This is a genomic window from Chitinophaga sp. 30R24 (assembly GCF_049056765.1).
GTDB lineage: Bacteria > Bacteroidota > Bacteroidia > Chitinophagales > Chitinophagaceae > Chitinophaga.
In genome coordinates this window covers 162,016-177,581 of the sequence record NZ_JBJGXX010000001.1, presented here as the reverse complement: position 1 = coordinate 177,581, position 15,566 = coordinate 162,016, and the positions used below count along the sequence as shown (strand labels likewise).

Here is a 15,566-nt window from a genome sequence, read left to right as displayed (position 1 = left end):
CTGTTAAAAAACGTGGACGCAAATCTAATAGTTCTTCTCAATATTTGTGTGATTTTTTTTGATTAAATTTGAAAATAGGGGCGAAATGTGGATAAATCGCCTTTATGTTAATAAACTAAGTGTTAGCTCATTATAAAAATTTTAGTTATGCAGGAAGCATATATAGTAGCTGGATACCGCACTGCGGTAGGTAAGGCCAAAAGGGGAGGATTTCGCTTTTACAGACCCGATGATCTGGCTGTAGATGTAATCAAAGGTTTATTGGCATCTGTACCTCAGTTGGACCCTGAACGGGTCGATGATCTTATTGTAGGTAATGCAGTACCGGAGGCGGAGCAAGGCTTACAAATAGGTCGTATGATTTCGGTGAGGGCTTTAGGTATTGGTGTGCCAGGTATGACGGTGAATCGTTATTGCGCGTCGGGCCTGGAAACCATTGCTATTGCTACTGCCAAAATCCGGATGGGCATGGCAGATTGTATTATAGCTGGGGGAACGGAAAGCATGAGTTTGGTACCATTGGCGGGTTGGAAAACAGTACCTAACTATACTGTAGCCAGTAGCCACCCCGATTATTACCTGGGTATGGGGCTTACGGCAGAAGCGGTTGCAAAAGAATTTAAAGTAAGTCGCGAAGACCAGGACGAATTCTCTTATAAATCACATATGAAAGCGCTGAATGCCATTCAGCAAGGGTATTTCAAACAAGGCATCCTGCCGGTTACCATTGACGAAATTTATGTGGATAACAAGGGCAAGAAAGCCAAACGGTCTTTTACTGTAGATACAGATGAAGGCCCCCGTGCAGATACTTCTATGGAGGCGCTCGCCAGGTTAAAACCTGTATTTGCGGCAGGAGGCTCGGTTACAGCAGGAAATTCTTCCCAAACTTCTGATGGTGCTGCCTTTGTGGTAGTAATGAGTGAGAAGATGGTGAATGAATTGGGGTTAAAGCCCATTGGCCGTTTGGTAGGTTGTGTATCTGCCGGCGTGCACCCGCGTATCATGGGTATTGGACCAGTGGCTGCCGTTCCTAAAGTGCTGCAGCGTACCGGTAAAACCTTGCAGGATATCGATCTGATAGAATTGAACGAAGCTTTTGCTTCCCAGTCGCTCACCGTGATCCGTGAATTGGGATTGAATCCTGATATTGTTAATATCAACGGAGGCGCCATTGCCCTGGGCCATCCGCTGGGGTGTACCGGTGCTAAATTAACCGTACAGATACTGGGCGATTTAAAGCGGCTCAACAAAAAATACGGTATTGTAACTGCCTGTGTAGGCGGCGGACAAGGAATTGCAGGTGTAATAGAAAATATTAATTAATTACTGGTCAACTCAATTATACACAAAAGAGGCTGTATGTAGGTACAGCCTCTTTTTTATTTGATTACTCGTATACTTCTACCTGACTCAGATATTGGTAAGCTGCCACGGGTATTTTACCGGTATCGGTAAATACAATTTTATGGAAGTGGGGTGGCTGCCGAAGGTCAATGCCAAATAGTTCAATCATTCTGAGGTGAAAAAAAAGACTACCGGGCGATCTGCCAGATTCGTAACCTGCAAAGCAACTACGTTGGATGCCTATGAGGTTGCTCATTTCTTGTTGGGTGAGGTGAAGGGTTTTCCTTATCAATTTGATAAAGCGTTTATTATAGTAAGTCATTGTTTTATAAGGTTAAAATTTCACAAAATCGCACGGCTGTAATAATTATTACCTATATTTGTAGCTAATATATAAGTCATTGATCTTAATTTGATTGAATTAATACAGCCGTATCTTTTTTGATAAAAAAGATCTCATTTTCAAACAAAGGACTCCCATTACCAGTTACTGGTAAAAAATTGAGAGGGAGGTAAAGCAGGAATATCAACGGCTAACGGCTATTGAAAAAAGTAGGGCGCTTTTTAATTGCTCGGGAAGGTAACGCGGAATACCTAACGAAAAACTGTAAGTGGCAAATGCCCGATACCAAAATTTTCATAAACTCTTTTTTGTGTAAACAAAAAACCAAAGGGGCTGTCTTTCTTACCAGGAAACCGGCAGCTCCCTTTTGGCTTGTCTGATATCTGCTATCAAACATTTTCAAAAATAAGTATTTTATGAAGCCAAGCCAAATAAATTACTTTATAACTTATTGATTTGCATAATGATACATCTGGTGTCATTATTGAATAAATATTATTAATTTGATAAAATAATTATCATTTAATCCATTTAAATTAAAGTTTTTATTAATTTGGCATTATAATCGGCCTCCTAAGCCATCAACCATATCGATTTATGGATCGTAGACAATTCCTGACTTTATCGTCTGACCGCAGCCAGGCGAAACTTACTGCCAGCGTTGCCCGTACCGATACCGGTATTTTTCCCTATTCGGGCGCCTGGGACTCGCTACAGCTTATCCACCTGTTGAAACGTACCCTCTTCGGCGTTACTCCGGCTAACATCAACGCGTTCAGTGGTATGACCCTGCAACAGGCAGTAGATGCCTTGCTCACTCCCCAGCCCGATCCAGCCCCTCCTGTTAATAACTATGGAGTGGATAGTACCGGCGTTACGCCCGGCGCTACCTGGGTAAAAGCGCCTTTAGGAGATGAAATGCTGGAAAGAAAAAGGATGGCTTCCTATAAAGCCTGGTGGACCGGTCAAATGATTAACCAACAGATGAGCATACACGAAAAAATGGTGCTCTTCTGGCATAATCACTTTGTAACAGAAACCGGTATGGTAAACGATAGCCGGTTTATCTACCAATATAACCTTACCCTGCGTAAACATGCGTTGGGCAACTTTAAAGCACTTACCAAAGCCATTACCCTCGATCCTGCCATGTTGGTGTATCTTAATGGATACCTGAACTCTAAAGGCGCTGCCGACGAAAACTACGCCAGGGAATTGCATGAGCTTTTTACGGTAGGAAAAGGACCCGACTCGCATTATACAGAAGATGACGTAAGAGCAACTGCCCGTGTACTTACCGGTTTCCGGGTAGACCGTACCAATATTGTCAGCCTCTTCGATACCACTCAGCATGATATCACCAACAAACAATTTTCCGGCTTTTATAACAATAAGGTGATCTCCGGCAAAACCGGCCAGGACGGAGCCGGGGAACTGGATGACCTGCTGAATATCATCTTCGCCCAGCCCGAAGTGGCCAAGTTCATCTGCCGTAAATTGTACCGCTTCTTTGTATACTATGATATAGACCAGTTTACGGAAGACAACGTGATCACCCCGCTCGCAGATATTTTCCGCAGCAGTGGTTACGATATCAAAACAACGCTTAACGCCCTCTTTATCAGTGAGCATTTTTTTGACCCCCTGAATATGGCCTGCCTCATTAAAAGTCCGGCTGATTTCTGCGTGGGCATTTGCCGTGAATATGGTATCACTTTCCCTACAGATTATAATAACCAGTATAAAGCATGGGCGGTAATCCAAGACCAGGCGGCCGCTATGCTGCAAAACTTCGGCGACCCTCCCCTGGTGGCAGGTTGGGATGCTTATTACCAGGAACCTTCTTTCCATGAATTGTGGATTAATACAGACACGCTGCCTAAACGTAATAAGCTGAGCGATGGACTGATCAGCAGCGCGGGCTTTAATGGGCTTAAAATAGATAGTCTCGCTTTTGCCAGCCAGTTGCCGAATCCGGAAGATCCGGTAGCCTTGGTAGCCGATTCTTTAGATGTATTATATCGTGTAGGCGTTTCCGATAATGTGAAGGATTTCCTTAAAAATACTATCCTCCTCAGTGGCCAAAGTCCCAATAGCAATTACTATTGGACCCAGGCCTGGACGGCCTGGAAAGCAGCTCCCACAGATCCGGCCCTGAAAGACAACGTGGAAACCCGCCTGCAGGCCCTGTATAAATACATCATGGACTTGTCGGAATACCAATTATCCTGATCGCTGAAAAACCTATTTATGAAAAGAAGAGATTTCCTTAAATATACTGCGCCGGCGGCTATCCTGCCAACGCTCATCAACGGCTTCTCCGTTAAAGCCTTTGCCACTTCTCCTATGCTCAACGCTATGAGAAAGGCGGAAGATAATGATCACGTGCTGGTGATGATACAGTTGACCGGCGGTAACGATGGCCTCAACATGGTGATTCCGCTTGATGTATACAGTAAGTACCAGGCGGCACGTACCAATATTGCTATTCAGGAAAGTAAGGTGCTGCGGTTGGATAACTACCTGAAATCAGGCTTGCACCCGGCTATGACAGGCGTGCAACAGCTTTATAACGAAGGAAAAGTAAGCATTGTGCAGAGCGTGGGATATCCTTCTCCCAATTTCTCCCACTTCCGGGCTACCGACATCTGGCTCACCGGCGCCAATTCGGATGAAGTACTGACAACCGGTTGGGGCGGACGTTACCTGGAAACCCAATATCAAGGTTTCCCTGATGGTTATCCCAATACGGATCATCCCGATCCGCTGGCCATACAAATAGGCTCTATTGTGTCGCCGGCTTTTCAGGGAACCAATGCCAGCATGGGGATTGCCATTACCAGTGCCACGGATTTTTATAACCTGATAGATGGGGTAACAGATCCTGTTCCCAATACCAAATGGGGGAAAGAGCTGGAATATATCCGCCTCATCGCCAAGCAAACCAACAGCTACGAACAAGCCATTAAAAAGGCCGCTGCTAAAGTAACTTCCCAGGGGCCTTATCCGGCTAACAATAGCCTGGCAGAACAGCTGAAAATTGTGGCCAGATTAGTGGCCGGCGGTCTCAAAACCCGCTTGTATATGGTGAGTACCGGCGGTTTTGATACACATGCCAATCAAGCAGAGGGAGGAGACACGAGTAAAGGTGGGCATGCCAGCCTGTTAGGAGGCGTGTCTGATGCCATTAAGGCGTTTATGGACGATCTCAAGGGCTTACAGGCTTCCCGCCGGGTAGTGGGTATGACCTTCTCCGAGTTTGGCCGCCGTATTAAATCTAATTTCAGCATGGGTACCGACCATGGTGCTGCTGCCCCCATGATCATTTTTGGCGACTATGTAAATCAGGGTGTGCTAGGCAATTCCCCGGCGCTGCCAGATGCCAGCAGTGTGGTAGATAATATTCCTATGCAATACGATTTCCGCTCCGTATATGCGTCTATCCTGGAACAGTGGTTCTGCATAGAGCAAAACACCCTGCAAAATATTTTGCAGAAAGATTATCAACGCCTGCCGCTCATTAGTGGAGTGGCCTGTGGCACCGTTACCGGTTTGCCGGATCTGAATACCGATGATAAAAAATTGATTACCAACGCGCCCAATCCCTTTACTGGGTATACCAATATTACCTATGTTACGGGTAGCGGCAACACGCTGATACAGATTTTTGATACCACCGGCCGGTTAGTGAAAGTGCCAGTGAATAAAGTGCATACTCCGGGTACTTATTCTTTTACTTTTGATGCCCATCAACTGCCTAGCGGCATCTATTATGCCCGTTTCCAAAATGGCCCGGTACAGCAGGTAAGGCCTATGCTCAAAGTAAATTGATCTTATAATTTCATTAAAATGATGCAACGCTGTTGCAAATAGGTGAATTTTATTACCTTTGCCCCGTGTATAAACGGTATCTGCATAAAATATTAGCAATTATTCTCCTGGGGGTGTTCATGATGGATACCTTCCCACGGGAATTTATACACGATTTTGCCGGCCATCACGATACGGTGGATACACCCCATCATCAGGATGGCCCAGCTTTTTCAGTGCATCACCGTCACTGCGGTTTTCTCCAGATCGGAATAGAGCCCTATGAACCATTTGTTACTTATTATATAGCGCCGGTACAACAGGTGATCTGGATCTTTTCCCCGCTCCCGATACCTGAAACCCCGCACACGGATTATTATAACCTCACACCCAGGGCGCCACCATATATTATCACCTGATTTCTTTCATGGCAATGTGAACAATCCGTACACATTGGTTATTCATTATTGGGTAATCCCCAATATTTACTGATTCTATATTTATATTTCTCTGATATGCATTATTTGCGTGTATTTATACCAGTACTTTGGAGTGTCTTGCTCCTGGCCTTGCCTGCTGCCTATGCCGGCACTAACCCTAACGATGGGGTATATACTAATTCGCTGACGGGTAAGGTAGTAGATAAAACTTCCCATACCCCCCTGCCCGGCGCTACTGTTTATTTGCCAGACCTCCACGTAGGAGCTGCTGCCGATGCACAGGGAAATTATACAATCAAAAATCTTCCTAAAGGAAAATTTCTTGTGGAAGTACATTATATCGGTTATGCCGCCTATACTGAAACGGTGGTAATATCCGGCAATACAAACAAGGATTTTGAATTGTCTGAAACATTGATCGAAAAGAACGAAGTGGTGATTACGGGCGTCAACCTGGCTACTTCGGTGAAAAAAACACCGACGCCTATCAGCGTAATCCGCCGCGATTACCTTGATGATAACATTTCTACCAATATTATTGATGCTATTGCTAAAGTGCCTGGTGTTAGCCAACTGTCTACCGGTCCGGCTATTTCCAAGCCATTTATCCGTGGCCTGGGTTATAACCGCGTAGTGGTAGTGGGAGATGGTATCCGTCAGGAAGGGCAGCAATGGGGAGATGAACATGGTATTGAAATAGACGATTATAACGTAAGCAGGATAGAGGTACTGAAAGGCCCTTCTTCCCTGATCTATGGCTCCGACGCATTGGCTGGTGTAGTGAATATTGTGCCGCCGGCTCCCCTGCCTTTAGGTAAAATAAAAGGTAACCTGGACGCAAACTATCAGACCAATAGTGGTTTGATGGCCTACCATGCAGATATTGCCGGTAATAATGATGGTATTAGCTGGAGTGCATATGTTACGCAAAAACAGGCACACGATTACAAAAATAAATACGATGGTTATGTGTTCGATTCCCGCTTTAATAACACCAACTATGGCGCAGCTATCGGCATCAATAAACAATGGGGGTTCTCCCGGTTGAGCTTTACCTCCTTTAACCAGCATTTGGGTTTGGTGGAAGGTGACCGCGATAGCACCGGCGGATTTGTAAAACTGGTGAATGATAATGGGGAAGAAGCTGAGGTGCCGGTAACCAACAGTGATCACCGCTCCTACAGCATGACGATTCCTAAACAGCAGATCAATCACCAGAAAATAGTATGGGATAACAGCCTGTATCTTCATAATGGTAGCCGTATTGGCCTCACCCTGGGATATCAGCTTAACCAACGCCGTGAATTTGGTGATGTGCTGGAGCCTACTACGCCCGGCCTTTACCTGTACCTACAAACCTTCAATTATGGAGTGAAATATTACCTGCCGGAAATGGGCGGTTGGCAAACTACGGTTGGCGTGAATGGGATGGCACAGAAAAACCAGAATAAAGGAAATGAGTTTCTCATTCCGGCGTATAACCTGTTCGACTTCGGCGCCTTTGCTGTTACCAGCAAAACCTGGAATAAACTCACCCTGAGCGGTGGTCTGCGGTTCGATACCCGCACGCTTACTTCAAAAACATTGCTCCTGGATGAAAATGGCCAACCTGCCAAGATTGGCGATGTGAAGTTTGAAGCCTTTAACCGTAATTTCGCCAATGTGTCCGGAAGTGCGGGTATCAGCTATGAAGCCAGCGATCGCGTAGTCCTGAAGTTAAACGCCGCCCGCGGTTTCCGCGCTCCCAATATTGCGGAATTGTCTGCCAATGGTGTGCATGAAGGCACTATCAAATATGAATACGGTAACCAGAACCTGAAACCGGAAGTAAGCACCCAGGCAGATGCCGGAATAGAGTTCAACACACAGCACATTTCCTTAACTACCAGTGTGTTTTACAATCATATCAGTAACTTTATCTTCTCCCGCAAACTGTTCAATGTGGAAGGCACCGACTCTATCCCTGCTACAGACAATGAAGAAGGTTATGCAGCGTTTAAATACCAGCAAACTAATGCTAACCTGTATGGTGGTGAAGTAATGTTGGATATCCATCCGCATCCGATCGATTGGTTGCACTTCGAAAACACTTTTTCTTATGTAAGAGGAAGGGCTGTTAACGGTACCGACTCTACGAAGAATTTGCCCAATATACCGGCTAGTCGTTGGCTGTCTGAATTAAAAGGCACTTTCAAGAAAATAGGCAAAGGCCCGTTGAAGAATGCTTACATCGGTGTACAGATGGACCTCAACTTTGCGCAGAACGATGTGTTTTCGGCCTATGAAACAGAAACGCCTACCGCTGGCTATACCCTGTTTAATGCCGGATTTGGATCTGATTTCGTGAATAAACAAAATAAAACCCTGTTCTCTCTGCACTTTGCAGTGAATAACATTGGAGACGTAGCTTACCAGAATAACCTGAGCAGACTGAAATATGCGCCGGTTAACGAAGCAACTGGCCGTGCAGGCGTGTTTAATGTAGGACGGAACTATAGTGTGAAGCTGTCGATTCCGATCGATTTCAAATAAAGTTACTTTAAACGTTAAAAAGCTCCTGCGGCAGCAGGGGCTTTTTTTATTGTATCGTTATCATTGCCCGTAGCTGCTTTGCTGTAAATGGCCTGGTTGTTCTTGATCCGGAAAAAGAAATTCCCAGTACTAAATCCTACCACTGTATCTCCGTTATCAACAATAAGCTGTGGTACCGGAAATGTTTTACTGACAGAGGAATCAATGGCACGTATATAATTGATCAGCCGTTTTCCCTGCCGGATCAGCTGAATGGTTTGCATGCCGGCTTCATAGGTAAATGTAGTTTTTATATCTCCCCGCTCAAATGCCGCACTGTCTCCATCTTTCTGCCCGCTAACCAGTTTAAATGGCACAGGCACAGCACCTTCATGATGCGGTTGTGCGCCTTTTTGTTGCGGCACTTGTTCACATGCTAATAACAAAACCGGGAGTAATAAGAAATATCTATACACAAATAATAGCTATTTTAATGATAAAGCTATTGAATTTTAAAGGAATTCAACGGCCCCCGGATTCAGTATTTTTATTTTTTATGAATTAAAAAATAAAATAATATAATTAAAAAATCACCTACTGAATTTATTTGTTCCGATATGCTTAAAACCTATACAGGCGACAGCTATCGGGGAATGAAGCTAGTTACCATGAATTTACCACCGATGTAAATAATTAATTAAAATAGGGATAGATTTTGTAGTTTTAGCAAACTATTGTCTACAACATTATAAAAGATCCTGCCGGGATTATACACAGTTCCCTCAATTTTTCAACAATTGGTTTTTTGTATTGAAAGATTTTTCTGACCACCATTGGTTCAGATTTTGGTTGAAAAAGAAAGGGGCTGTTTTTACAGCCCCATATTTTTTGATCATATTTTTAAAGATAAACCAACTCAATAATGAACCGGTTTTTCCAGGTGAGCGGTGCTTTCATCGTAATACACAAAGAAGTATAAGTAGATGACCCGCGATATCCGCATTAGCCAGGGTTGCAGTAGCACTAACAGCACTCCGTTCACACCCAGCCACACCAGGATACTATTGTCTCTCCAGGTTAATCCGAAAAACAGCCAATACCAGATCAGGTTGAATACGCTGAACGCAACCGATAACGCATAACTTACGTATCCTGTACCAAACCAGAAGCCAGTTTCCAGCTCATATTTTTGGCCGCATACCGGACAGTTTTCGTACATGTCGAAGATCTTAGAGAACTTTAAATGGAACGGATTGGCGTCCTTAAACATGTCTCCTTTCCTACATCTTGGACACTTCATCGTCAGCAAGCTGATAAAGTAATTCGGGCGTTTGGGTTGCTGTGTACTCATATTACAAAATTAGTCAATTAAGTGGATTATCACACTGCTTCTATTTTGCGCTCTCCGATCTGTTGTCTCCACATAGCATAGTACAGTCCTTTTTCATCTACCAGATCCTGGTGTTTGCCTACCTCTACAATGCGGCCTTTTTCTAATACATAGATGCGGTCTGCATGCATAATAGTGCTCAGGCGGTGCGCAATCATTACTGTAATATGTCGTTTACTGGAAGTAACCTCCCTTACAGTAGTGGTGATTTCTTCTTCTGTAATAGAATCCAGGGCAGATGTAGCTTCATCAAATACCAGCAAACGTGGTTTACGCAATAATGCGCGTGCGATAGACAAGCGTTGTTTTTCTCCGCCGGAAATTTTAATGCCACCTTCCCCGATTACAGTTTCCAGACCTTTGTCGGCCCTTGCCAGCAGTGAATAGCAAGAAGCTTTATCCAATGCGTCCATTATTTCTGCATCGGAAGCGCCTGGATTTACAAACAACAGGTTTTCTCTGATAGTACCAGCAAAAAGTTGGGTATCCTGAGTTACAAATCCCACCTGGTGGCGTAGCTCTTCCATATCTACTTCGTTGGCATCTATACCATTATAGTAAATATTACCTTCGTTTGGTTTGTATAATCCTACTAAGAGCTTTACCAGCGTGGTTTTACCGGAGCCAGATGGACCTACAAATGCAATGGTTTCTCCCAAACTGGCAGAGAAGCTTACGTGATCCAGCGCCTTGGTGGCGGCAGTCAGGTGTTTAAATCCTACTTCTTCAAACAGCAGTTCGTTAATATGCGTTACTTTCACCGGATCGGCGGGCATTTCTTCTACTGGCGTGTTCAAAATACTTTGGAAGTTCAGCAGTGATACCTGTGCTTCCCGATAGTTCAGAATGATATTGCCCAACTCCTGTAAAGGTCCAAAAATAAAGAAGGAATAAAGCTGCAACGTCATCAGCTGTCCAATGCTCACTACATCGCGGTAAATGTAAAATAACAACAGAAACAAAATGCTCTGGCGCATCAGGTTTACGAAAGTACCCTGCACAAAGCTGATACTACGTATGCTGCGCACTTTTTTTAGTTCCAGCATCAGGATCTTCAATGTTGTGGAGTTCAGGCGGCGTATTTCCTGATGGGTAAGCCCCAGGCTTTTTACCAGTTCAATATTGCGCAAAGACTCTGTAGTGGCGCCTGCCAGCGCAGTGGTTTCTTTCACAATCGTTTTCTGTATTACTTTAATCCTGCGGCTTAATATGCTCATCAGCACTGTTAGCAAAGTACAGCCGGTAAGGTACACAAAAGGTAAGGTCCAGTGAACGGTGATGGCATATACCATCACAAACAATACGCCTATCAGCGATACAAAGAGCACATTTACAAAAGAAGTAATGAATTTTTCGCAATCAATCCTTACTTTTTGTAAAATAGCCAGCGTTTCTCCGCTTCGCTGATCTTCAAACTGCTGATACGGCAGTCTCAGGGAATGTTTAAGTCCGTCAGTATATACCTGTGCACCGAATTTTTGTACAATTACGTTTACAGCGTAGTCCTGAAACGCCTTCGCTATACGTGATACCATGGCTACTCCTATAGCAGCGCCTACCAGCAGCAGTACTCCCCATAAATATTGATTTTCCGGCCTGAAAATATTGCCTTCCTTGGCAGTAGTGGCAGGGTGGGAAGCAAACCTGTCTATGATCCAACCAAAAATCATCGGGTCCATCAGCGAGAAAAGCTGGTTTATACTGGCTAAAGCCATTGCTAATACCACCAACCATTTATATCTCTTCAAATAATGCAATAATAGTTTCATATATCCAATTTCCTGAGCTGCAAAGTTACTGCATGTTGCCACATATTCTTGAGATGATGTTGGCTATTTTAGTCAAAAAATGTTAACTTAATAGTAAGTTCTTTTTTAAGGGATAGGTGATGCTGGATTATCTAAATAAATCTCCACATATGAAAGCGTATGATGAAAAGCATGTTAAGAACATCGTACTGTTAGGCGCTCCCAAAAGCGGCAAAACAACCCTCTCTGAAACAATGTTATTTGAAGCTGGTATCATCAATAAACGTGGAACGATTGAAGAAAACAGCACCATTTCCGATTATCACGATATAGAACACGAACGTGGCAACTCTGTATATGCTACTTTGCTGCACACGGAATGGAAAGATTATAAGATAAATATTATTGATACTCCCGGTTTGGAAGACTTTATTGGTGAAGTGATTGCAGCCATCCGCGTATCCGATACCGCTGTGATGCTGCTTAATGCCCAATATGGGGTGGAAGCGGGTACAGAACTTATCTGGGATTATGTGGATAAATACCGTAAGCCTACCTTGTTGGCCGTAAACCAGCTGGACGCTGAGCTGGCTAATTTCAATAAAACGGTGGAAGATGCTGCCAGGGTGTTCGGGCACGGGGTTACCATTGTGCAATACCCTGTTAGTACAGGTCCGGGATTTAATGCCATCATCGACCTGCTTAAAATGACGCTGTACCGTTTCTCCGAAACAGGCGGAAAACCCGAAAAATTGCCGATTCCTGACGAAGAAAAGGCGCGGGCCGCCCAATTACATAATGAATTGGTGGAAAAAGCTGCGGAAAATGATGATGCGCTCATGGAGCTATATTTCGAGAAAGGAAGCCTGGATGAAGATGAGCTTAGAAAAGGGATCAAGATAGGTATGCTGCAGCACCAGGTTTTCCCCGTTTTTTGCTTGTCTGCCAAAAAAGATATGGGTAGTGGCCGTTTGATGGGCTTTATCGATAATGTAGCCCCTTCTGCACGGGAAATGCCGGCAGAACTCACTACCGGCAAAAAATCTGTTCCCTGCGACCCGGCTGGCCCTACTGGTATATTCGTGTTCAAAACCCTGCAAGAACCACATATTGGCCGGCTTTCTTTTTTTAAAGTAGTGTCGGGGGAGATAAAGGCGGGTATGGAGCTGATCAATGAAAACACCAACAGCGCAGAACGCATCAGCCAGCTCTTTATTGCTGATGGCAAAAACCGTAATGCGGTAGAGCGCTTGCAGGCAGGAGATATTGGCTGTACCCTTAAACTGAAAAATACGCTTACTAATCACACGCTGGGAGATAAAAACTTCCCGGGAGAGATTACCCCTATAGTATTTCCGGCACCTAAAGTAAGGGTGGCAATTGAAGCGAAGAACAAAGGGGACGATGAAAAACTGAGTGAGGTATTGGCAGAGATTCACATGGAAGATCCTACACTTTCCGTAGAATTTAACCGTGAGCTTAAACAGGTGATTCTGCATGGACAAGGAGAACTGCACCTGCAGGTGACGAAATGGAGGCTGGAGAATATTTATAAGATGCAGGTAGCTTTCCTGCCCGCCCGTATTCCTTACCGGGAAACGATTCAGAAGCCCGCGCTGGCTACCTGGCGGCATAAGAAACAATCTGGCGGCGCCGGCCAGTTTGCAGAAGTGTTCATGGAAATAGAGCCCTGGTACGAAGGTATGCCTCCTTACAAAGCCCATCCGGTAAGGGAAACAGAAGAAATTGATCTGAGCTGGGGAGGTAAACTGGTGTTCAACAACTGTATCGTAGGTGGTGCCATAGATAACCGCTTTCTTCCTTCTATCCTCAAAGGAGTGATGGAAAAAATGGAGGAAGGGCCCTTAACAGGGTCATATGTTCGGGATATACGGGTAAGCATATACGATGGAAAAATGCACCCGGTAGACAGTAACGATATTTCATTCAAAATTGCGGGTATGATGGCTTTCCGGGAGGCCTTCCATCAGGCGGCGCCCCAGCTGTTGGAGCCCGTGTTCGACCTGGAATTGGTGGCCCCCGATGTAATGATGGGAGATATTATGAGTGAACTGCAAAGTCATCGGAGTATTATAACTGGAATGGATACACTAAATAGTAACCAGGTCATCAAAGCCCGTACGCCACAGGCGGAGATAGATAAACTGTTTGCCGGCTTGCGCAATATTACACAAGGCAAGGCAAAGCTCACCACACAGTTTGCAGCGTATGTCCCTGTGCCGGCAGACCTTCAGAAAAAATTAAGCGAAAACTATAAAGAAGAATTAACCGTTTAAAACCATGCTCAACAGAAAGTGCTCCTTTATCTGCTCCCTCAGCATTACCGCGTAAGCTTTTCCCTTAACTTAACCATACTGTATAAGCAGGTGCTTAGTTTCCCCATCCTTCCCGGTCGAGGCTCCTGAATTGGATAGCTTCTGCCATATGCGAGGGTGCCACCTGCTGGCATCCTTCCAGATCGGCAATAGTTCTGCTCACCCGCAGTATTCTGTCGTAGGCCCGGGCAGAAAGTTTCATTTTTTGCATGGCCAATGCCAGCTGCTGCAGGCAATTATCGCTGATCTCGCAGATGCTGGTGAGCAACCTACTATGTATTTGCGCATTGCTGTAAATACCTTCATAGGCGGCGAAGCGGTTGGCTTGTATAGCCCTGGCGGCTGTTACACGGTCGCGGATATACGTACTTTTTTCAGCAACCCGGTTGGCTGTTAGTTCAGAAAATTTCACCGGGGTTACTTCTACATGCAAATCTATACGGTCTAGCAAGGGGCCCGAAACTTTATTCAGGTAGTCTTGCACCTGCCCGGGAGCACAGGAGCATTCTTTTTCGGGATGGTTGAAATAGCCGCAGGGACAAGGGTTCATAGAGGCCAGCAACATGAAGCTGGCAGGAAAGTCGATGGCTATTCTGGCCCGGGAAATAGTTACCTGTCGTTCTTCCATAGGCTGCCGCAATACTTCCAGCACTTTGCGTTTAAATTCCGGTAGTTCGTCCAGGAATAATACGCCATTGTGTGCCAGCGAAATTTCTCCTGGTTGAGGAATACTGCCTCCGCCTACCAGTGCGGTGTCGCTGATGGTATGATGGGGACTGCGAAAGGGGCGGTGAACGATCAGCGAAGTATGTGCCGGTAATTTACCGGCTACAGAATGAATTTTTGTGGTTTCCAGGGCTTCCTGTAGGGTAAGTGGAGGCAGAATAGTAGGTAGCCGCTTGGCCAGCATGGTTTTTCCGGCGCCAGGCGGCCCTATCAGGATAGCGTTGTGTCCGCCGGCAGCGGCAATTTCCAACGCACGCTTAATTTGTTGCTGGCCCTTTACATCGGAGAAATCATCGGCAAAAGCATGGGTAGTTGAATGGAAAATATTAGAAGCAGGTTTTACGGGTGGTATGCTTTGCGGTGTATTGAAATATTGTACTGCTTCGGAAAGATGCGCCAGGCTAAATACATTCAAACCACTTACCATAGCTGCTTCCTGTGCATTTTGCACTGGAAGGAGGAAGTCCCGGAAACCATCTTTTACAGCTTGCATGGCAATAGCTAGGGCGCCTTTGATGGGGAGCAGGGTGCCATCCAGTGAAAGTTCTCCCATCATCAGGCAGCGGCCTGGCTCTCCGGTAGGGATCTGCCCGGAAGCAGCCAACATGCCTATGGCAATAGGCAGATCATAAGCGGCGCCTGCTTTCCGTATGTCTGCCGGGGCCATATTTACCACTGTCCGGGTTCTGGGCATACGGTAACCCATATACTGAATAGTGGATTCAATACGTCTTTCACTTTCCTTAACGGCATTATCCGGTAATCCTGTAATGTAAAATCTGGTGCCCTGGGAAGAAACGTTTACTTCTATAGTAATGGTGATGGCATGAACGCCGTGGATGGCGCTGCCATAGGTTTTAACAATCATGGTTATTGGGTTAACATCACGAATATAAAGAAAAATGGCTGTATCAT

General features: G+C 45.1%; 11 protein-coding genes. 6 read left to right on the top strand and 5 right to left on the bottom strand.

The features are described from left to right. Positions 1-147 precede the first annotated feature (147 nt). Positions 148-1,326 (top strand): thiolase family protein, encoded by a 1,179-nt coding sequence (locus ACDQ55_RS00740; RefSeq protein ID WP_420979085.1) that lies wholly within the window; start codon positions 148-150, stop codon positions 1,324-1,326. Positions 1,327-1,390: 64 nt separating this feature from the next. Here the strand turns inward: ACDQ55_RS00740 and ACDQ55_RS00735 are convergent, their stop codons facing one another. Further along, positions 1,391-1,669: a helix-turn-helix domain-containing protein gene (locus ACDQ55_RS00735; protein WP_420979084.1), complete on the bottom strand. Its 279-nt coding sequence runs from the start codon at positions 1,667-1,669 to the stop codon at positions 1,391-1,393. Positions 1,670-2,287: 618 nt separating this feature from the next. Between ACDQ55_RS00735 and ACDQ55_RS00730 the strand changes: the two genes are divergently transcribed. From ACDQ55_RS00730 to ACDQ55_RS00715, 4 genes are all read left to right on the top strand, one after another. Then, positions 2,288-3,922, top strand: coding sequence for a DUF1800 domain-containing protein (locus ACDQ55_RS00730; RefSeq protein ID WP_420979083.1), 1,635 nt, complete (start codon positions 2,288-2,290; stop codon positions 3,920-3,922). Positions 3,923-3,940: 18 nt separating this feature from the next. After that, positions 3,941-5,521 (top strand): DUF1501 domain-containing protein, encoded by a 1,581-nt coding sequence (locus ACDQ55_RS00725; RefSeq protein ID WP_420979082.1) that lies wholly within the window; start codon positions 3,941-3,943, stop codon positions 5,519-5,521. A 65-nt stretch (positions 5,522-5,586) separates the two neighbouring features. Then, the gene (locus ACDQ55_RS00720) at positions 5,587-5,919 is read left to right on the top strand and encodes a hypothetical protein (protein ID WP_420979081.1); all 333 of its coding nucleotides are present in this window, start codon (positions 5,587-5,589) and stop codon (positions 5,917-5,919) included. A gap of 96 nt (positions 5,920-6,015) precedes the next feature. Then, on the top strand, positions 6,016-8,472 hold the full coding sequence (locus ACDQ55_RS00715; protein ID WP_420979080.1) for a TonB-dependent receptor: 2,457 nt from the start codon (positions 6,016-6,018) through the stop codon (positions 8,470-8,472). 14 nt (positions 8,473-8,486) lie between these two features. Here the strand turns inward: ACDQ55_RS00715 and ACDQ55_RS00710 are convergent, their stop codons facing one another. The 3 genes from ACDQ55_RS00710 to ACDQ55_RS00700 all read right to left on the bottom strand — a co-directional run bounded on the left by ACDQ55_RS00710 (position 8,487) and on the right by ACDQ55_RS00700 (position 11,610). Then, a complete protein-coding gene (locus ACDQ55_RS00710; protein WP_420979079.1) occupies positions 8,487-8,897 on the bottom strand; it encodes a hypothetical protein in 411 nt (136 codons plus the stop codon). A gap of 470 nt (positions 8,898-9,367) precedes the next feature. Next, positions 9,368-9,802, bottom strand: coding sequence for a DUF983 domain-containing protein (locus ACDQ55_RS00705; protein WP_420979078.1), 435 nt, complete (start codon positions 9,800-9,802; stop codon positions 9,368-9,370). Positions 9,803-9,831: 29 nt separating this feature from the next. Continuing rightward, entirely contained in the window at positions 9,832-11,610 is a 1,779-nt protein-coding gene (locus ACDQ55_RS00700; RefSeq protein ID WP_420979077.1) for an ABC transporter ATP-binding protein, read from the bottom strand. Between the two features lie 149 nt (positions 11,611-11,759). On the opposite strand from ACDQ55_RS00700, the gene ACDQ55_RS00695 reads away from it, so the two are divergent. After that, the gene (locus tag ACDQ55_RS00695; RefSeq protein ID WP_420979076.1) at positions 11,760-13,886 is read left to right on the top strand and encodes an elongation factor G; all 2,127 of its coding nucleotides are present in this window, start codon (positions 11,760-11,762) and stop codon (positions 13,884-13,886) included. 94 nt (positions 13,887-13,980) lie between these two features. On the opposite strand, the gene ACDQ55_RS00690 is transcribed toward ACDQ55_RS00695, so the two are convergent. Further along, positions 13,981-15,519, bottom strand: coding sequence for a YifB family Mg chelatase-like AAA ATPase (locus tag ACDQ55_RS00690; RefSeq protein WP_420979075.1), 1,539 nt, complete (start codon positions 15,517-15,519; stop codon positions 13,981-13,983). Positions 15,520-15,566: the final 47 nt, after the last annotated feature.